At 47.7% G+C, this 17,844-nt stretch carries 20 protein-coding genes; all 20 read right to left on the bottom strand.

Annotated features, from left to right (window positions below; all coding sequences use genetic code 11):
- Positions 1-41: 41 nt before the first annotated feature.
- Complete coding sequence (locus tag C7R93_RS16045) at positions 42-1,142, bottom strand: glycosyltransferase family 4 protein (protein ID WP_106839741.1); 1,101 nt, start codon at positions 1,140-1,142, stop codon at positions 42-44.
- Positions 1,143-1,169: 27 nt separating this feature from the next.
- A complete protein-coding gene (locus C7R93_RS16040; protein WP_106839740.1) occupies positions 1,170-1,907 on the bottom strand; it encodes a WecB/TagA/CpsF family glycosyltransferase in 738 nt (245 codons plus the stop codon).
- Positions 1,908-2,032: 125 nt separating this feature from the next.
- Positions 2,033-2,491 carry a 3-hydroxyacyl-ACP dehydratase FabZ gene (gene fabZ / locus C7R93_RS16035; RefSeq protein WP_106839739.1) on the bottom strand — a complete coding sequence of 153 codons (459 nt, stop codon included), beginning with the start codon at positions 2,489-2,491 and terminating at the stop codon, positions 2,033-2,035.
- A gap of 167 nt (positions 2,492-2,658) precedes the next feature.
- Positions 2,659-3,180: a CDP-alcohol phosphatidyltransferase family protein gene (locus C7R93_RS16030; protein ID WP_039960720.1), complete on the bottom strand. Its 522-nt coding sequence runs from the start codon at positions 3,178-3,180 to the stop codon at positions 2,659-2,661.
- Positions 3,181-3,307: 127 nt separating this feature from the next.
- Positions 3,308-3,565, bottom strand: a complete 258-nt coding sequence (locus C7R93_RS16025; RefSeq protein ID WP_106839738.1) for a DNA-directed RNA polymerase subunit beta — start codon at positions 3,563-3,565, stop codon at positions 3,308-3,310.
- Between the two features lie 33 nt (positions 3,566-3,598).
- Positions 3,599-4,432 (bottom strand): flagellar hook-basal body protein, encoded by an 834-nt coding sequence (locus tag C7R93_RS16020; protein ID WP_106839737.1) that lies wholly within the window; start codon positions 4,430-4,432, stop codon positions 3,599-3,601.
- Positions 4,433-4,447: 15 nt separating this feature from the next.
- Entirely contained in the window at positions 4,448-5,437 is a 990-nt protein-coding gene (locus C7R93_RS16015) for a flagellar hook-basal body protein (RefSeq protein WP_106839736.1), read from the bottom strand.
- A gap of 6 nt (positions 5,438-5,443) precedes the next feature.
- Positions 5,444-6,460: a rod shape-determining protein gene (gene mreB / locus C7R93_RS16010; protein WP_017252335.1), complete on the bottom strand. Its 1,017-nt coding sequence runs from the start codon at positions 6,458-6,460 to the stop codon at positions 5,444-5,446.
- Between the two features lie 81 nt (positions 6,461-6,541).
- Positions 6,542-6,826 carry a sporulation transcriptional regulator SpoIIID gene (spoIIID, locus tag C7R93_RS16005; protein ID WP_003388385.1) on the bottom strand — a complete coding sequence of 95 codons (285 nt, stop codon included), beginning with the start codon at positions 6,824-6,826 and terminating at the stop codon, positions 6,542-6,544.
- A 180-nt stretch (positions 6,827-7,006) separates the two neighbouring features.
- The gene (locus C7R93_RS16000; RefSeq protein WP_106839735.1) at positions 7,007-7,735 is read right to left on the bottom strand and encodes a M23 family metallopeptidase; all 729 of its coding nucleotides are present in this window, start codon (positions 7,733-7,735) and stop codon (positions 7,007-7,009) included.
- Between the two features lie 87 nt (positions 7,736-7,822).
- Entirely contained in the window at positions 7,823-8,839 is a 1,017-nt protein-coding gene (spoIID, locus tag C7R93_RS15995) for a stage II sporulation protein D (RefSeq protein ID WP_106839734.1), read from the bottom strand.
- A gap of 172 nt (positions 8,840-9,011) precedes the next feature.
- Positions 9,012-10,337: a UDP-N-acetylglucosamine 1-carboxyvinyltransferase gene (gene murA, locus C7R93_RS15990; RefSeq protein ID WP_106839733.1), complete on the bottom strand. Its 1,326-nt coding sequence runs from the start codon at positions 10,335-10,337 to the stop codon at positions 9,012-9,014.
- 18 nt (positions 10,338-10,355) lie between these two features.
- Complete coding sequence (locus C7R93_RS15985) at positions 10,356-11,099, bottom strand: YwmB family TATA-box binding protein (RefSeq protein WP_106839732.1); 744 nt, start codon at positions 11,097-11,099, stop codon at positions 10,356-10,358.
- 98 nt (positions 11,100-11,197) lie between these two features.
- Entirely contained in the window at positions 11,198-11,428 is a 231-nt protein-coding gene (locus C7R93_RS15980) for a DUF1146 family protein (RefSeq protein ID WP_106839731.1), read from the bottom strand.
- A gap of 104 nt (positions 11,429-11,532) precedes the next feature.
- Positions 11,533-13,065 carry an NADH-quinone oxidoreductase subunit NuoN gene (gene nuoN, locus C7R93_RS15975; RefSeq protein WP_106839730.1) on the bottom strand — a complete coding sequence of 511 codons (1,533 nt, stop codon included), beginning with the start codon at positions 13,063-13,065 and terminating at the stop codon, positions 11,533-11,535.
- Between the two features lie 3 nt (positions 13,066-13,068).
- A complete protein-coding gene (locus tag C7R93_RS15970) occupies positions 13,069-14,601 on the bottom strand; it encodes a complex I subunit 4 family protein (RefSeq protein ID WP_106839729.1) in 1,533 nt (510 codons plus the stop codon).
- The gene (gene nuoL, locus C7R93_RS15965) at positions 14,594-16,507 is read right to left on the bottom strand and encodes an NADH-quinone oxidoreductase subunit L (protein WP_106839728.1); all 1,914 of its coding nucleotides are present in this window, start codon (positions 16,505-16,507) and stop codon (positions 14,594-14,596) included. The genes C7R93_RS15970 and nuoL overlap by 8 nt, the downstream gene beginning before the upstream one ends.
- 27 nt (positions 16,508-16,534) lie before the next feature.
- Positions 16,535-16,846, bottom strand: a complete 312-nt coding sequence (nuoK, locus tag C7R93_RS15960) for an NADH-quinone oxidoreductase subunit NuoK (protein WP_007722089.1) — start codon at positions 16,844-16,846, stop codon at positions 16,535-16,537.
- On the bottom strand, positions 16,843-17,352 hold the full coding sequence (locus tag C7R93_RS15955; RefSeq protein ID WP_106839727.1) for an NADH-quinone oxidoreductase subunit J: 510 nt from the start codon (positions 17,350-17,352) through the stop codon (positions 16,843-16,845). The genes nuoK and C7R93_RS15955 overlap by 4 nt, the downstream gene beginning before the upstream one ends.
- A gap of 1 nt (position 17,353) precedes the next feature.
- Positions 17,354-17,767 (bottom strand): NADH-quinone oxidoreductase subunit NuoI, encoded by a 414-nt coding sequence (nuoI, locus tag C7R93_RS15950; RefSeq protein WP_007722093.1) that lies wholly within the window; start codon positions 17,765-17,767, stop codon positions 17,354-17,356.
- Between the last annotated feature and the right edge of the window lie 77 nt (positions 17,768-17,844).

Here is a 17,844-nt window from a genome sequence, read left to right as displayed (position 1 = left end):
TTTCTTGGGTAACAGTTCAGATGCTAGGGTTCTGTTTATTTCTAATTCGTCCGACGCTGTTGATCGGTCTGTTTAATTTTAATCCGTCGATACGTATTGATCAGTGGACGGTGACGGCGGCTAACGAGTCCAACAATCTCCGTTCCAAGATGAATGACGATCAACAACGCAACCATGACGATAATCGTAGTCCACTTCGTCGTCTTCGTCAGCAGAATCGCCATCATTCCAAAGAAAATGCTGATCGAGTAAATCGTGAGTACAGTCGAGCGGTGCGACAGCCCCATGTTCAGCAAACAGTGATGCAAATGCCCTTTGTCTGGGCTCGAAATCGGCTTTTTGTTCACGATCCTGCGCACGATGGCGAAGAACGTATCCCAAAGCGGTACACCCAGCACGACGATTGGAATGATAAAGGAAACGAACAACGCTTCTTTAAAGCCCATGATCGACAGAGCTGCCAGGTTGAAGCCCAAGAATAGCGAACCAGTGTCGCCCATGAACAGACGAGCCGGATGAAAGTTAAAGTAGAGAAAGCCCAGGATCGCTCCGAGGAGCACGAAACAGTAGGTCGCTACCTTGTAATCATCCATCAACAAGGCCATGACACCCATTGTCCCTGCAGCAATCGCAGACACACCTGCTGATAGGCCATCGAGACCGTCAATCAGGTTCACTGCATTCGTTACACCGACAATCCAAAACATCGTGATCGGAATCGCGAGCCAGAAGAGCCAGCCACTACTGAAATCAATACTTCCGCTATACGGCAGATTCACGACGCCGATTTTCAAACCAAAAGGAACGACGACAATCGCTGTTGCGACTAGCTGTCCAAGCAGCTTCCACTTCGGCGAGAGCTGGTATTTGTCATCGAGCATGCCAACGACCATAACGATCGTACTTCCGATGAAAATTCCCAACATTTCCGATAGGCTTGTATACGGGACAAAAAGGAAGAACGCAACCAAGTAACCGATATAAATAGCCAAGCCACCCATACGTGGCATGATTCGCGTGTGTACCTTGCGCTGGTTCGGGGCATCCACTGCTCCTACTTTTACAGCCAGGTTTTTTACATACGGTGTTGCAATAAACGATATGATCAGCGAAGTCAGAAATCCGAGGATTAGTGTAGACATCGACTGTTCTCCTCTCTACGGATGCATCTAGGAACGGCTACTCCATTTTTCTTTCAATACGGTTAGAACAAACCGGGGAATAGCCAGTTGACGCTTCCAGCGAGAAGGCTCGGAAGCAAGTCGATAAAACCATTCCAAATGCAGTTTTTGCCAGATCTCGGGAGCGCGCTTCACTTTCCCGGAAATGACGTCAAAGCTTCCGCCTACCCCCATCATCAGGGAGGCATTTAACTGATCGCGATACTTCGCCATCCATTCATCCTGTCTGGGCGCACCCAGTGCCGCGAACAGAAGCTGCGGTTTCGCTTCGGCAATTTCTTGTACAATTTGAGTTTCTTCCTCTGGGCGAAAATAGCCATCCCGACATCCGACGATTCGGGCGTTCGGATAACGAGCACTCAGTATGTCTTTTGCCAAATGAATGACATCTGGCTTGGCACCGAGTAAATACACGCCCCATTGATGTTGATCGGCTTTCGCCATGAATGCTTCCAGAAGCTCTACACCGGTAACGCGCTCGTAAATCGGCTGATTCGTCCATTTGGCGGCGTATACGATTCCGATTCCATCTGGAACAACATAGGCTTGTTCTACAATAGAACGGAAAGCGCGATTCTCTCTCGCTACCATGACGATTTCCGGATTGGCGGTTACCACGTGGGTCTTTTGACCGCTTTGTATTCGCTCTGTTATATGATCGACAGTCTCACGGAAACCGCGAGTCGTAAATGGCACATCTAATATGGTTGCGACCTGTTTGGTCATTTCTTCACCTTCAAGTGCTTGTTAGTAAATGAATGTTTAAAAAGTCGACTTTTTAAACTACCTATTCAATGCATGGAGTTGCCCATTAGCCATTTTACCCGAAAAGAAAGGCACATTCAAGATGATCATGAATGTGCCTTATTTCCTGCCGTCAGGGCAAACATCAATCCACCCTCTGCTACTACTTTCCCATTTACCAGTGCTTTTCCATGTCCTTTGCCGACGGTACCACGCACACGAGTAAGCTCAACCTCAAGCACCAACGTATCTCCCGGCTTCACTTGATCTTTGAAACGGAATTCATCAATACCTGCGAACAGTCCAATTTTTCCTTGATGTTCCTCCATACTGAGCATCGCTACTGCTCCAACCTGCGCCAAAGCTTCCACAATAAGGACACCTGGCATAACTGGATAACCCGGAAAATGACCTTGGAAAAATGGTTCATTTACTGTTACATTTTTAATCCCTACCGCTTTTTTGCCTAGCTCCAGCTCTTCAATTCTGTCGATCAACAAAAACGGGTAACGGTGCGGTATGATTTCCTGAATTTGCATAATATCCAAAGGCGCTTTGATTTCCATTATGTATCGCTCCATTTCCATACTTAACTAGACTTGTCTATGCATGAATACCCTTTGACCTACGAAACAATATACATAACTCCCGCCACGTCTAAACGGACAAGCGGGGTTAAGATAAAAGGGGCACTTCCTTCCTCCCCAATGAGCGGGAAGTGCTCTTTTTCCCCTTACACGCGGTTCAATAGTCGAGCCTTTGCCAGATAAATCGCGCTCACGATAAATGAGAACGCTATAACTGACCAAAGTATCGCTTCACTGTACTCATAGCGATACATAACCAGTGGGATGACAACATACAAAAGAACGGTTGTCAGCTTGCCGTAGGCGTTTGCCGGAACGGTTTTTTTCCCGCGGAAGTGATAAACAGCTCCTGCTACTATCATTGCCAGATCGCGCACAAAGAAAAACAGGGCGGCCCATATACTGATTCGATCAGTCAAAAATAATGAGGCGATGACCGCCAACATCATTAACTTATCTGCCAGAGGATCTAACATCATTCCGATGGTGGTCACAAGCTTATGCTTCCGCGCGATGTACCCGTCGGCAATATCGGTCACTCCCGCCAAAATTAAAATGCCTAAAGCAATTTCAACATGATACGGAAACTCCGAAAAAAAGACGTACAGGTACAAAGGGATGAGCACGATGCGAAAGATCGTAAGCAAATTAGGAAGATTCACGGACATCCCTCCGTATTCCAATCGTCACTTCCTTTTTCAACCACTCGCCCTATTATACTCTGTGGACAAACACCACAACAAGTCCTCGAAAAAATAGGAGCCCCAACCATAGGTTCGGGCTTGTCCTGCTTCGTTATTTCGTTTCTTCAAACATTAAATCCCACATATGTTTGTAGGTTCCCAGCTCGAATACGTCAGACATCGGCTTTTTGCCAACCCCACCGTATCCGATCATCAGACCAATGACCAGTGAGAAAAACAGCAGGAGTGGGACCAGCACCATCTTGGCAACTCTCAGTCGCCAATTCTTGCCGCTCCGTTCCCGCTCTTTTCCTTTTGTCTTAACTTCTTCGGTCTGACGCGGGAAACGTTTGCTCTTCCCTTGTTCCATGCTCCTCTCCTCCGTCATGTTGATTAATATGGGTTATCTGCTTCTCAGTTGGTTGGCAATGCCCATCATTTGATCACTGATGCCGATTGCGCGTGAGTTCAATTGATACGCGCGTTGAATGTTCACCAGTTGGGACATTTCCTCTGTCATGTTGACGTTGGATGATTCGAGAGCACCTTGGCGCAATGTTACACCATTATCATATGCACTGGTGTATTTAGTTTGTGGTCCTACCCGGAAAGCCAATTCGGCATCAAACAGATTCTCACCGACTTGCTTTAGCTGATCAGGGTTTTCTACATTCCATACACCAATTTTTACAGGGGCCGGCATTCCATCCGCACTGAAAGTACCATCAGGAGAAATCTCAATGTTTTTTACTGGCTCCGGGAATACGATATTCGCTCCATCTTCGTCTGTCAAAATATGACCCGAACTGGTGTGCAATACATATCCATTATCATCAGCATCAAAACTGAGCTTAAAAGAGCCATTACGAGTAAATCGGCTTTCTTCATCAACGGTAATGTTATTCGCATCTTTGATTTTACGAGTGACCAAAAAATAGCCATCTCCTTCAATCAAAACGTCTGTCGGCACATCTGTCTGCTTGAGACTGCCTTGACCGAGATCCAGCTTGGTCATAGCAAGATGGGCTCCACTACCTACTCTCAGCCCCACTGGTGAATTACGATTTTGGTTGTCCGCTGCCGGCTGCTCGTTCATTGAGTCTGTGAGGAGCTCGGAAAACGATGCGACCCTGCGCTTGTACCCAATCGTATCAATGTTCGACAGGTTGTTGGCTGTATTGTCCAACGCTTGCTGAATACCGCGCATAGCTGATGTGGAAATATTAAGCGACTGCATCCTTCCTACCTCCTATTATCCATTAACTCGACCAATTTCATTAGCAGCCTTTTCTAGCGTACCATCAATCGTGGTAATCACCCGTTGGTTCGCTTCATAGGCGCGAAGCACACTCATCATACTCGTCATGGTTTGACCTGGGTCTACATTCGAACGTTCACGCCAGCCCTGTTGTGTACCGAAACGTCCTTCGACCATAGGAGTATTGTATGTACCTGCTGCTATGGCAGCCTGATCGTTGGCTTCAGCCAAGTCAATCCCTTCTACCGCTATGTCGCCTTCGAATCGAAAAACATTCGTTCCTTCTCGTACGAGCTTCAGCGGATCGGTTACCACAGCAAGTCCCAATCTAGCATGAGTAGGAAGCGCCGTATACTGTTCTACTTTTGTAAGTGGATCAATGGTAACTTGCATTAATTCGCCACGCTCGGTAATTTTCAGGTTTTGCCCGACATTGGTACCGAGTGCGGGATCATGGTTGATACGAATCGCCTGATTAGAACTATCCAGTACATAATACCCTTCCGCTGTCACCAGATAACCTTCCGCATTCACGCTCCAGTTACCATTTCTCGTATAGCGGATATCCTCTTGCTGCACTGGCGTTGCTAAATTTGCTTGTTCAATCCGAGCCACACTGTAAAACAACCGCCGCTCATTCCCATTCTGATCCGGCTGAATATTGTCCATCAGCGCAAGATCATACGGATTGCGTGTCTCTTCAATATCCCCCTGCGCAAAATTCGGTAGCGCTTCCGACATGTATACCCCTGTGTTCAAACGCCCGATCATGGCAGGCTGTCCAGGCATAGTAGGGATACCGGGAACATCCAGTCCTTCCTGATCATTCATGCGGGAGAGCAATTGCTCCGGAAATGCACGCATGACACCCACGTCCTGTTTGAACCCGGGTGTATTGATATTTGCTAAATTGTTCGCCAGCGATTCTTGCCTGTTCTGCAAAGCCAGCATGCCAGATGCAGACGTATACAAGCCTCTGATCACGTAATCTTACCCCCTGAATAATCGCTTATTCGAGTGAGCCGGCATCTTGTCCAAATAGTCCAGCATCATTCCTGTTCCTTTTGCAACGCACATCATTGGCTCTTCCGCTACCAGCACAGGAACCTTCAGCTCCTCTGCCAGAATCTCGTCAATCCCGTGCAATAATGCGCCGCCACCGGTCAGGAAAACACCCTTATCAATTATATCGGCAGAAAGCTCCGGAGGTGTTCGTTCTAAAACAGATTTTGAGGCTTGTACAATCGCACTCACCGACTCAGCCAGGGCTTCCTGGACTTCAGTGGAGCGAATGGTAATCGTTTGCGGCAAGCCGCTTACCATGTCTCGACCCCGAATGTCCATTTCGTCCTGGCGTCCGCCGGATACGGTTCCAATCTGAACCTTGATATCTTCAGCCGTACGCTCTCCAATCAGCAATTTGTATTTATTTTTTATGTAACGCATAATAGCCACATCGAATGTATCGCCTGCTATTTTAATGGAGGAAGACGTGACAATATCGCCCATCGACAATACCGCTACATCGGTCGTTCCCCCACCGATATCCACTACCATATTACCGGACGGCTGAAAAATGTCCATTCCTGCCCCAACTGCGGCAACTTTCGGTTCTTCTTCGATAAATACTTCTCTTGCTCCACCGCTGCGCTCAGCTGCTTCGCGAATTGCTTTTTGCTCAACAGACGTGATGTTGGTCGGGCAGCAAATCAAAATGCGCGGACGGGCGAACATGCTCTTTCCACCAATTTTGTTCAAAAAGTGCTTCAGCATAGCCTCTGTGATTTCAAAATCCGCGATAACCCCTTCTCGCAAAGGTCGGATCGCTACGATATTTCCTGGGGTGCGGCCTACCATGCGATAGGCTTCATTTCCTACGGCCAAAACTTTTCTGGTTTTACTATCTATTGCCACGACAGATGGTTCGTCTAGGACAATTCCCTTGCCTTTTACAAAAACCAAGACATTGGCCGTGCCCAAGTCGATTCCGATATCTTTGCCAAACATGAAAGGTCCTCCCTGATTACCAGTTACATTTCTACCTAATATCATAGGCTCTTCTACGTGAGAGGACAAGGAAATTCTTTCTTACACACTCTCCTCCTGTTCTACTCGTACTTTTTTACTACGCCTTTTGTACTTGATCTTGGTCGCTTCGCCTCCTCGAAGATGTCTGATGGCTTTGTGATATTCCAAAATTTCCTTAACCTGGTTCGCCAACTCCGGATTTATCTCAGGTAGCCGCTCAGTCAAGTCCTTGTGCACTGTACTTTTCGAAACACCGAACTCTTTGGCGATCATCCGAACCGTATTTCTTGTCTCTACAATATATCGGCCGATTTTGATGGTCCGCTCTTTGATGTAGTCGTGCACATTACTCGCCTCCTTGTATCTACATTGTCTGATACAATATATGGGTGCGTAGGGACACATATTCTACGTTTCCAAGCCTGACAAGCCAGCACGGCCGCATCTTTTTTCAACAGGTTGTACCACACGCAAAAAAACACCCGCAATTGTTGTATTTTGCAGGTGTTTTTCTAAATTCATTGGTTATTGATTTTTTACTTCCGATTCAGCCTGAATCAAGTATTGCTCTGGATTGACAGGCTGGTTATCGATCCGAACTTCGAAGTGAAGATGTGCGCCAGCGTCTTTTTCAAAGGTGTTGCGCCCAGCAGACCCGATTACTTGACCTTGTGTTACTTCATCGCCCGGTTTGACAGTTACGCTTTCCAGGCTTTGATAGACGGTAATCATTTTGTCTGCGTGCTCGATCTCAATCTCGTTGCCGACAAGTGGATCGTTCACCACTTTTACTACTTTACCCGCAAGAGCTGCAATCACATCAAAGCTCTTTCCATCCGTGGATACGAGGTCGATACCTGTGTGCGGATAGAAGGTGTTGTCGAAGCTCACCAATGCTTTTTGCTGGTTGTCCTTGGAGGCTTTCTCATCGTAGTAGTTCATGCCCACATTGTACTGTACGCCTTTTCCTACTGGCCAAGCGAGTGGTTTTACGCCACTTGTAGCAGGTACCGCTTCTTCGTTTTGCGGTGTAGTCGTCTCAGGAGCTGCAGGAGTTGTCACTGCCACGCCATCTGTGCCATTAGTCATTTTGGATACCGTGTTCATGACATTGCCCTGATACCACATCACAAAAGCGAGAATGATTGCTGCGGTGCCGATGTAGATTGCAGGAAACGCCCATTTCTTGCCCAAAACTTTTTTCCAAGAACTTGCCTTCTTGAATGGAATTGGTTGATTTTTTTGATCTTCCATTTTATTCATCACCTCATCCCTCAGTATCGCCAGAATTTTGGCGTATAAACCTGAGAGAGTAGGGAAAAGTAAAAATTTGCTTTTCTTTTAAGCTGGGATCACTTTTATATACGCTTGCAGACTTATCCCTTGGTAGAAGTGCTTGACGATTTGCTCCGCGCTTTTGCCGCTTTTGGCCATTCCATTTGCCCCCCACTGGCTCATCCCGACACCATGACCGTACCCTTTGGTCGTAATAAAAACCTGATTGCCGCGCAAGTCCAATGTAAAGGAGGAAGAGTTCAGGTTGAGCTTTTCACGAAATTCTCGTCCGGAAAATTCCTTGCCACTTATGGTGATCGTTCCTACGCGATTTCCGGTTGTACGTGATTCGATCCGATACCAGGAACCATTGGAGGAGGCCTCCTGCGTGAGCTTGACGCCCAAATTCTTTTCTAGTTCCCCCGTGGACATGACGACGGTTTCCTCATAGCGAGGAGATTGAATATCCCACGGACTCGCAACACTCTTCAAATAAGGAATGGGTTTTTCCCAATATTCATCCGAGTTTTCTGTAAAACCATTACTGGTGGAAAAAAACGTCGCGTCAATGGGCTCGTTCTGGTAGGTCAGGATTATCCCTGCTGTCGCCATAACTGCTTGCTGAATGCGTTTGTTTTTCCATTCATACTGATCTCCCCAACGCTCACGCCGCTGCTTTTCATCCATATAGACTTGATGCTGCACTGTATCCAAGACCTCACCGCCTGATGGGACATCATCAAACTTGCCCTCTTTTAATCGGCGCACAATATAGGTCCTGGCCGCCAACGCCTGTGCTTTTAAAGCCTCCAGCTCAAACTCGGCTGGCATTTCCGCCGCTACCACTCCGGTAATATACATTTCTAGCGGAAATGTTTCCACGACCTTTTTTTCTGTACGGTACACCTTTACCGGCAGAGAGGAAGCTGCTTCTTTCATCGCCGGTATGGAGGGTTCCGAGACGGTCACAGTAGGCTGACTGACAGGGCTCATTGCTGGTGAAAACCAAAAGACCAAAGCTGCAGGCATCATGACGAGCAAGATCGGCAAAGCGATAAACCACATAAGTAGATAGCGTTTCATGCAAGAGATCCTCCCCGTTACGTACTAGACACGAAAAGTCTGAATAACCTACTAAAGTCTATGTACTGTAACAGAGCGGTAGAACGAGAGAATGAGAGAGTCGAGAGAACGAAAAAAAGACCCCCTGCATACGCAGAGAATCTTTCGTTTTGCCATATGGTTGACGCATTTATCAAGCAAAATTAGGAGAGAAGCTTACTTTGATGGTTTCGGAAACTGCTTTTTCACGAGCCTTTTCTTCTGGAACCACGCGTTCTACATCTGCTCCCAAAGCCAGCAGCTTTTCCGTAAAGTTCACGTAGCCACGGTCAATATGGTGCAGGGCAGAAACCTCAGTCTCTCCCTCAGATACGAGCCCAGCCAGTACAAGTGCTGCACCCGCACGCAAGTCAGTTGCTGCTACCTTGCTTCCTGTCAGCTTGGAACCGCCTTCGACAATGGCACTGCGGCCTTCGATCTTGATATTCGCATTTATGCGACGGAACTCTTCCACGTGCATGAAGCGGTTCTCAAATACCGTTTCGGTCACGATGCTCGTTCCTTCCGAAACAAGCAAAAGCGCCATCATTTGCGACTGCATATCCGTTGGGAAGCCAGGATATGGCAACGTTTTGAGGTCAACTGCTTTCAATGCGCCTGTGCGGCGTACACGAATGCCGTTTTCTTGCTCCTCAATGTCCACGCCCATTTCACGAAGCTTGGCGGTCACGGATTTGAGATGATCGCAAATCGCACCTTCCACAAAGACATCCCCACCGGTAATCGCTGCAGCCACCATGAAAGTTCCTGCTTCAATACGGTCAGGAATGACACAATGTGTGCAGCCCTTCATCTTTTCCACGCCTTCGATGCGGATTGAGCCTGTACCCGCTCCGCGGATTTTTGCTCCCATCCTGTTCAGGAAGTTCGCCAAATCAACGATCTCCGGCTCTTCTGCCGCATTTTCGATCAATGTGGTTCCCTCTGCCAAAGCAGCGGCCATCATAATATTTTCTGTTGCACCAACGCTAGCAATATCCAGGTAGATTTTCGCACCCTTCAATCGTCCTTCTACCGTCGCTTCAATAAACCCTTGTCCGATTTCGATTTTGGCTCCCATAGCCTCAAACCCTTTTAGGTGCTGGTCGATTGGGCGCGTACCAATGGCACAGCCACCCGGAAGAGCGACACGAGCTTGTCCTTTTCTGGCTAAAAGCGGCCCCATCACGAGGAAGGATGCGCGCATTTTGCGGACCAGTTCATAGGACGCTTCAACACTCGTAAGCTTGGAAGCATCGATCGTCAGCACTTCGTGATCATATGTAAGGGAGATTCCCATCGATTTCAAGAGGTCGCATATCGTCCGGACATCGTCAAGGCCTGGTACGTCTGAGATGACGCAAGTCCCTTCTTCTGCCAAGATAGATGCTGCAATAATAGGGAGTACGGCATTTTTGGCGCCAGATACTTTTACATTTCCAGCCAATGCCTTACCACCACGGACAATAATTTTATCCAATGTGTACCCCTCCGCGTGCTAATATTCCACAGTGATGATTGGTGTACCTACCGTAATCCATGTCCCAGAATGGCTATCACGATGCGTAGCCACCTGTAGATTCATCTTTTGACCGTTTAACGCGATGAATGATTCCCACATAGGGGTATACCCTGAAATACTGACAACCGTTTCATCTTGCAAACGTTCCAATTCTGTCGCCTGGAGAGTACCAAAAATCGACAATATTTTACCCTCCTGTTGGTCAACACCCATCTTAACATTGTACAATCCGCGAATACAAGTGCTAATTTGCGGAATAAAGTCGGCGCTTTGCAGGGCATTCGTGAAGGTTTCCTGTACTTGTCCAATATATAGTAGCGAATCACGGTTTCCAGATAACTGAAGTACTAGATATACAGAAAATGCTCCATTTTTAGGAACTCCTGTCACCTCGTAGCTCAGATCCACGCCGTTTTTTGTGTATGTAGTCCTATATGCGAACATGTTGTGTTTACGCGATTGTTCGCTTGGGGAAAACGGAATCTCAAGTTGTTGTGCCCATTTCGTCGCCAACTCTTTTACTTGTTCAGGTCGCAGGCCTTCCCCTATCGCCGTACGCATACGTACCTGAACCGATACACCCGTTGCGCCGGTTTCTTCTAGTACTTTCATCATTTCGGTCGCAACCGGCTGTTCTTCCTTTGCTTGTGCAGGCATCCAATACACGGCTCCCATCACGAGCAATAGAGCCAGCACGAACCAACCAGACCATTTCCCCATTGATACCCTCTCCCTATGCTTACATGTATCTCTTTGTACTTCTCATTTTGTACATGTAGCTGGGTGGATATACCAGCGAATCGTCGTCTTTCTCGTATTTAGTTGAACAAATTCCCGAATGTCAGGGACCAGCCCAAGTAATCAAGGAAAAAGCGGGACAGTTCATATCCAATCACAATGGAAAGAAAAATTTGCAACAGCTTCGCCTGAGCACCATTTGGTTTTTTCAAAATCTTATCAAAGCGAAAAGATTGCAACGCCCACCAAGCGAGCGCAATAAACGCAATCGATAAAATGATGCTCAACAAGCCATATACTTCTTGTGGCATGCTAGTTACCTCCTCATTACCCATCCGAGAATCATAGAAAAAGGGACGGCCCGATCACGAGCCATCCCTTCTATTGTACCTGATGTGCTATTCAGTTACGAGTATCACTGAGAGCTGGGAGAGAGCATGTTCCCAAAATCAAAGGACGGATTGAAATGAATCTGGATATAGTCGGTGACCAGACCCGGAAAAGCACCGAAGAATACAGTAGCGATTGCCATGATGAGAATAAACGTCCAGATGCCTTTGGGCACAACCATAGGTGCTTCGGTTGTCCCAGTACGCATGTACATCTGACGAATAATCCCAAAGTAGTAGTAGTAGGAAATGACGCTGGTGATGATCATGATCGCCGCCAGCCAGTAGTTTTCTACCACTAATGTACCCATGAACAGATAGAACTTCCCGAAGAAACCAACCGTAATCGGGATACCTGCCAAGGACAAGAGGAAGATGCTCATCGCGATTGCCATCACTGGTGAGCGATGATACAATCCGGCAAATCCTTTCAAATCCTCTGTCTCTTGCTCACGAGATACTACCATGATCACAGCGAAAGCACCAAAGCTGACGAGCAAGTAACCGAACAGATAGAAGATCACTTCACTGAAAAAGAGAGAAGTCGGCGGTACAAACGGTACGAGCAAATAGCCCGCTTGCGCAATACCTGAGTAAGCCATCATACGCTTGACGTTTGTCTGTCTGAGCGCCATCGTGTTCCCGATAATCATCGAGGCCGCTGCCATCAGCCCCAGATAGAGGCTTCCCTCTTCGAAAAAGAACCGTCCTGATCCTGTTCCATCGGAAACGTTGAAAAACGAGATCATCATCACTCGAAAGATCAGCGCGAACCCTGCTGCTTTTGACACAACTGCCAAGAAAGCAGTGACCGGGGTAGGAGCACCCTGATAGACATCTGGCGCCCACATGTGGTTAGGCGCTGCAGATATTTTGAAGGCAAGACCTACTGCGAGAAACGCAAACGCCGTATAGACGAGGAACTGGTAGCCCGCCATTCCCGCTTCTGCCAATCGGAACGAGATTTCATAAATATGTGTGGTTCCCGTGAGTCCGTACACGTACGACATCCCAAACAGGAGCACAGCCGTGGCAATACTTCCCGAAACGACGTATTTGAACGCCGACTCGTTGGAGAGCTGCGATTTTTTTCGTAAACCGACCAGTACATAGGACGAGAGAGACAATAGCTCCAGTCCCACAAACAAGGTAATCAAGTCAGCTGACGAAGCCATGACCATAGCCCCGAGAAGCCCGGTCAGCAGCAAATAATAATATTCGCCTCTGTCCTGAATTTCCCCTGATTTTAGATAAGACAGGGAGATGAGAATAGCAAAAGCTGTCCCTGCCAGAAAAATCAGCTTGAACGCATTGCCGTAATCATCGATTCGGATCATGTCAATCATGTAGCTGTATGGCTTATCGAGAGCATTCATATTGATGATCACAAAGATCGCCGCTATGACGGTTCCCAGGAAGGATAGCCAACCGATGACCTGCTTGCCGAGACGCTTGCCCGCAAAAAGATCCAACAGTGATAAAAAGGTAGCAAAGCCAAGAATGATAAACTCGGGCAGAAGGTAGCTCCAGTCATATGAGAAAATATCTTTAACTTCCATGGATTACCCTCCTATTCCCGTTACGATAGGTACGATCGTTTTCAGCGCCTGCTGCATCGGATTCCCCAGAACTGCCGGATAAACCCCGATGAGAATAATACATCCCAACAGGACCACCATCGGAATGACTTCCATCGGCTGTGCATCAGCAAGTCCTGTACATCTACCAGGAGTAGGGCCAAAAGTTGTTTTCATGATCGCTCTGAGCAAATAAACCGCGGTGAGGACAATCCCGATCGCACCCACTGCTGCCAATACTGGCAAACGACCAAACAGACCGAGGAAGGCAAAGAACTCACTAATGAATCCGGACATGCCCGGAAGTCCGAGTGAAGCCATCCCGCCTGCCAACAATACGCCGCTGACAAACGGCATGGACTTGGATAAACCGCCCAAATCGTCGAGCATCGATGTCTGCGTCCGATCCCAAATGACACCGATCAAGAAAAAGAGCAGTGCCGAGATAAAGCCGTGGGATACCACCTGGAACATCGCTCCCTGAAACCCGATCGTGTTCATCGATGCGAAACCGAGCAAGACGATGCCCATATGGCTGATACTGGAGTAAGCCAGCACCATTTTCAAATCCTTCTGTACAAAAGCCAATACCGCTCCGTACAAAATGTTGATGATCCCTAAAACTGCCATTGTTGTAGAGAATTCATTGGCCTGCTCTGGGAAGAAGCCGACTCCCATCCGCAAAAGACCGTAAGCCCCCATCTTCAGCAAAATACCAGAGTGAATCATGACGATAGAAGGTGGAGCCTGTACGTGTACGCGTAGCATCCACGTGTGGAACGGAAATACTGGCAGCTTGATCGCAAAAGCGATAAATAGCGCTAGGAAGATTCCAAAACGCATTTCCGGTGTAAGGATTTCGGTAATCGGATGCCCTGGTGTCGTCAAGATCGCCGTGATTTCATCCATATTGAGCGTCCGCATGATGACAAAGATAACGATGAAAGCAAGCAGCATGATCCCTGAACCGATTCCGTTATACAAAAGGAATTTGTTCGCCGCCTGCTCACGCTCCCCATATCCCCAAATCCCGATGAGGAAGTACATCGGTACGAGTGTCAACTCGAAGAAAATGAAGAACAGAAACAGATTGTCTGCAGCAAAGACTCCCAACATGCCAATCAACAGCAGGTGAAACAGGATAAAATACTCCTTCTGCCTCTTCTTGATCTGCCACGAAGCAATTGCCGCGAGGGTACCGATAATCGCCGTCAATAATATCAATGGCATCGAAATACCATCTACGCCGAGTTCGTAGTTGATCTCAAAAGCAAAGACGGAACCTGCCTGAGCCATTCCAATCGGAATCGAAATCCAACTGTACTTTTCCACGAACTGCAAGTTGGCTGTCTCGTAATCAAACATGCCGAACATCCAACCTGCCAAGATAAGTGCCGGCAACGTTCCAAAAATCCCGACCTGCTTGATCACACCTGCCTGTCGACTGGGAATAAAAGCCATGACGAGAATCGCCAGCAGCGGAGAGAACACCAGTGATGACAAAAGGATATTACCCAAAGAGTCCACCTCCCTTGGCCGTCAAACTGATGGCGATGATTAATAGCAACAGACCGAATATGACCATTGCCCCATAGGACTGAATCTGCCCACTTTGTACTCTTGCGTGCAAATAGCCGATTCCTTGGGTGATTTTTGCTGTCAATCCAACCAGACCATCCACAATATACTTGTCAAATACATCCAGAACAAATCCAAGCCAGCCTAATGGACGAACAATGACGTTGTGATACAGCTCATCGATGTAGTACTTCTTATATGAGAGCTGATAGAGCCACGGCATTGCTTTTGGAATACTGTCCGAGGAGATTGATTTCTTGCCGTACATCAAGTAAGCCAGTACGACTCCAAGAATGGAGATCAACAGTGCCACAATCTGCAACCAAGCAGCCGCGTGCTCTGTGCCTTCCCCAAAAATGCTCGTGATTGCCGTCCCTGTGTTCGTTGACAATAACCAATCAGAGAGTAACGGCGCGTATGGCGTATTCACAAAGCCTGCGACAACCGCAAGCAATGCCAAGACCAAAAGCGGACCTGTCATGACACTTGGAGATTCGTGTGCTTCGTGCTTACCACGTGCCTTCCCTGCAAATGTCAGGAAGAACAAACGGAACATATAGAATGCAGTAAAGAATGCTGCTAGTAGCGCGATGAACAGCAAGTCGTAGCGGTGCGCTCCGTAAACAGCCCCCAGGATAGCTTCTTTCGACCAGAAACCAGCGAACGGAAAGATCCCTGCAATAGCCAAGCAACCGATCAAGAAAGTCAAAGCGGTGATCGGCATCTTTTTCCACAAGCCACCCATTTCGAATACATCCTGCGTATGTACAGCATGGATGACACTACCTGCTCCAAGGAAGAGCAGTGCTTTGAAAAAGGCGTGCGTCATCAAATGGAAGGAACCTGCTACATAACCTGCAGCACCCGCTACACCCAATGCCAGCATCATGTACCCGAGCTGACTGACTGTGGAATAAGCCAAGACACGCTTGATATCCCGTTGGGTCAAACCAATGGAAGCTGCAAATATGGCGGTGAATCCTCCTACATACGCTACGACTGTCAAAGCGGTATCGGAAGCGATGAACAGCGGATAGGTAGCAGCGACCAAATAAACACCAGCCGCGACCATCGTAGCCGCGTGAATTAATGCAGATACAGGTGTTGGACCTTCCATAGCATCAGGCAGCCACGTATGAAGCGGAAATTGACCTGATTTTCCCATGGCCCCGACGAAAATGAGGATCGCCGCAAGCGTAATCATCCATGGTTCCAGACGTCCGAGCGCGATACTCTCAAAAATAGCTCCGTACTCGAAACTTCCGGTCCACCAGAACAAAAGACATATCCCAATGAACAGACCAAGGTCCCCGATGCGTGTAACGATAAAAGCCTTTTTGGCGGCCGCTTTTGCCTCTGACTTGAAGTAATAGTAGCCGACGAGCAGGAAGGAGCATACCCCTACCAGCTCCCAGAAAATATACACTTGTAACAAATTTGGCGAGATAACTAATCCCAGCATGGAGAACGAAAACAGTGCCAGATATTGATAAAACACCGGAAAGCGTTCATCCCCATGCATGTAGCCCTTGGAATAGATTTGAACCAATAGACTGACCAATGTCACAATGACGAGCATCATAGCATTCAGCGGATTCACTTCGAATCCCATGTTGATCACGATATCGCCAATATGCAGCCAATCTATCACATAATTGTAATCGGTACCCCCACCCTGGAATCTCTCCCAAAAGATGAGCACTGCGATTCCAAAAGAAACAGCCGTCAGGGTAATGCCCACTATGGCCGCTCCTTCTTTCAATTGGCGACCAAATGAGACGATCACGATGAAAGCAAGAAGCGGAAACAGAGGGATCAGCCAGGCATAGTGCATTAGAGTATCCATCTTTGTCCTCCTTTTCAGGTTTCCCTCTTATCGTTTCATTTGGTCCATTTCATCTACATTCACAGTCTCCTTGTTGCGGTACAGCGCAATCAGAATTGCCAACCCTACGGCAACTTCGGCAGCTGCAACCGTCATCGTGAACAAGGTAAAGATTTGTCCTGTCACGGATGGATACAGTCCGAATTTGGAAAAGGCGACCAGGTTAATATTTACAGCATTCAGCATCAGCTCGATTGATAACAAGACGACGACTGCATTTCGCTTCGTCAATGCGCCGTACAAGCCTACACAAAAGAGAATCAGAGCGACCATTAAGTAGGAGGAAATGCTTACTGTCATTCGTTATCCCCCTCCTTTTTCGCCATGATGATCGCACCGACCAACGCGACCAACAACAGAACAGACAACAGCTCAAATGGTATGACGAATTTGGTGAACACTTCGATACCAATTTCTTTTGCATTGTCTACAGGAGCCTCTGCAGGTGGCGGTGGCGCAGGCCACGGTGTATTTTGCACACCCCAGAACAATAATCCAAACAGAACGATTACGAAGAGCAGGACAAAACGGTTTTTCCATGTCCGGCCTGTTCCTTCATCGTTCGCATCGTGCTTGGTCAGCATGATTCCAAAGAGCATCAGAATGGAGATAGCCCCTGAATAAACCAAAATTTGCGCAACCCCGACAAACTCCGCTCCCAGCAAAACAAACAGACCTGCAATGCTGATAAACGTAACACCCAATGAGATGACCATATGGACGACGCGCGTAAAGCTGATCATAAACACCGCGCCACCGATCGTCAGGAGGGACAGGATAAAAAAGGCAACAAATTCGCCTGTCATATTAATTCTCCTCCCTGACGTTCGTATTGTTGTCGTCCAGCCATTTCAAGTTCTTGTACAATTCGTCCCGGCTATAGGCAGCCAGTTCGAAGTTGTTTGTCATCACAATCGCTTCTGTCGGACAAACCTCTGTGCATAGATCGCATAAAATGCACAGCTCAAAATTGATATCGTACGTATCGATAATCTTTCCTTTTTTCTCCGGATCAGGATGGGGCTTCCCTGTCAGTTGAATACACTCTGTCGGACAAATGCGTGCGCATTGGTTACAGACGATGCATTTTTCAGGAGAAAAGTGCTGAATACCGCGAAAGCGAGGCGGCATTGGAAAGGGCACATCCGGATAGAAGTGGGTTACTTTTTTCTCCGTGAGCTTTTTAAATGTATACCCCAGGCCTTTGGCCAGTCCTAGCATGTGTGTCACCCCTCAGGATTTGAGAACTTGGCTGCACCACGTTTTTGGCGAAGCCTGCGCTATGGAAACAATGGGAC

The organism is Brevibacillus fortis (genome assembly GCF_003013395.1).
GTDB lineage: Bacteria > Bacillota > Bacilli > Brevibacillales > Brevibacillaceae > Brevibacillus > Brevibacillus fortis.
Note: the sequence above shows the minus strand (reverse complement) of the source record. Positions and strands in the feature narration are given on the sequence as shown.

Coding starts and splice junctions, on each gene's coding strand:
- spoIID (WP_106839734.1), bottom strand. CDS start 8,839: ATGAAACGCTATCTACTTATGTGGTTTATCGCTTTGCCGATCTTGCTC.
- C7R93_RS16040 (WP_106839740.1), bottom strand. CDS start 1,907: ATGACCAAACAGGTCGCAACCATATTAGATGTGCCATTTACGACTCGC.
- C7R93_RS16020 (WP_106839737.1), bottom strand. CDS start 4,432: ATGCAGTCGCTTAATATTTCCACATCAGCTATGCGCGGTATTCAGCAA.
- nuoK (WP_007722089.1), bottom strand. CDS start 16,846: ATGACAGTAAGCATTTCCTCCTACTTAATGGTCGCTCTGATTCTCTTT.
- C7R93_RS15980 (WP_106839731.1), bottom strand. CDS start 11,428: ATGCCACAAGAAGTATATGGCTTGTTGAGCATCATTTTATCGATTGCG.
- fabZ (WP_106839739.1), bottom strand. CDS start 2,491: ATGGAAATCAAAGCGCCTTTGGATATTATGCAAATTCAGGAAATCATA.
- C7R93_RS16000 (WP_106839735.1), bottom strand. CDS start 7,735: ATGGAAGATCAAAAAAATCAACCAATTCCATTCAAGAAGGCAAGTTCT.
- nuoN (WP_106839730.1), bottom strand. CDS start 13,065: ATGGAAGTTAAAGATATTTTCTCATATGACTGGAGCTACCTTCTGCCC.
- C7R93_RS15985 (WP_106839732.1), bottom strand. CDS start 11,099: ATGGGGAAATGGTCTGGTTGGTTCGTGCTGGCTCTATTGCTCGTGATG.
- nuoL (WP_106839728.1), bottom strand. CDS start 16,507: ATGGATACTCTAATGCACTATGCCTGGCTGATCCCTCTGTTTCCGCTT.
- C7R93_RS16045 (WP_106839741.1), bottom strand. CDS start 1,142: ATGTCTACACTAATCCTCGGATTTCTGACTTCGCTGATCATATCGTTT.
- nuoI (WP_007722093.1), bottom strand. CDS start 17,767: ATGCTAGGACTGGCCAAAGGCCTGGGGTATACATTTAAAAAGCTCACG.
- C7R93_RS16030 (WP_039960720.1), bottom strand. CDS start 3,180: ATGTCCGTGAATCTTCCTAATTTGCTTACGATCTTTCGCATCGTGCTC.
- C7R93_RS16025 (WP_106839738.1), bottom strand. CDS start 3,565: ATGGAACAAGGGAAGAGCAAACGTTTCCCGCGTCAGACCGAAGAAGTT.
- mreB (WP_017252335.1), bottom strand. CDS start 6,460: ATGTTTGGCAAAGATATCGGAATCGACTTGGGCACGGCCAATGTCTTG.
- C7R93_RS15955 (WP_106839727.1), bottom strand. CDS start 17,352: ATGACAGGCGAATTTGTTGCCTTTTTTATCCTGTCCCTCCTGACGATC.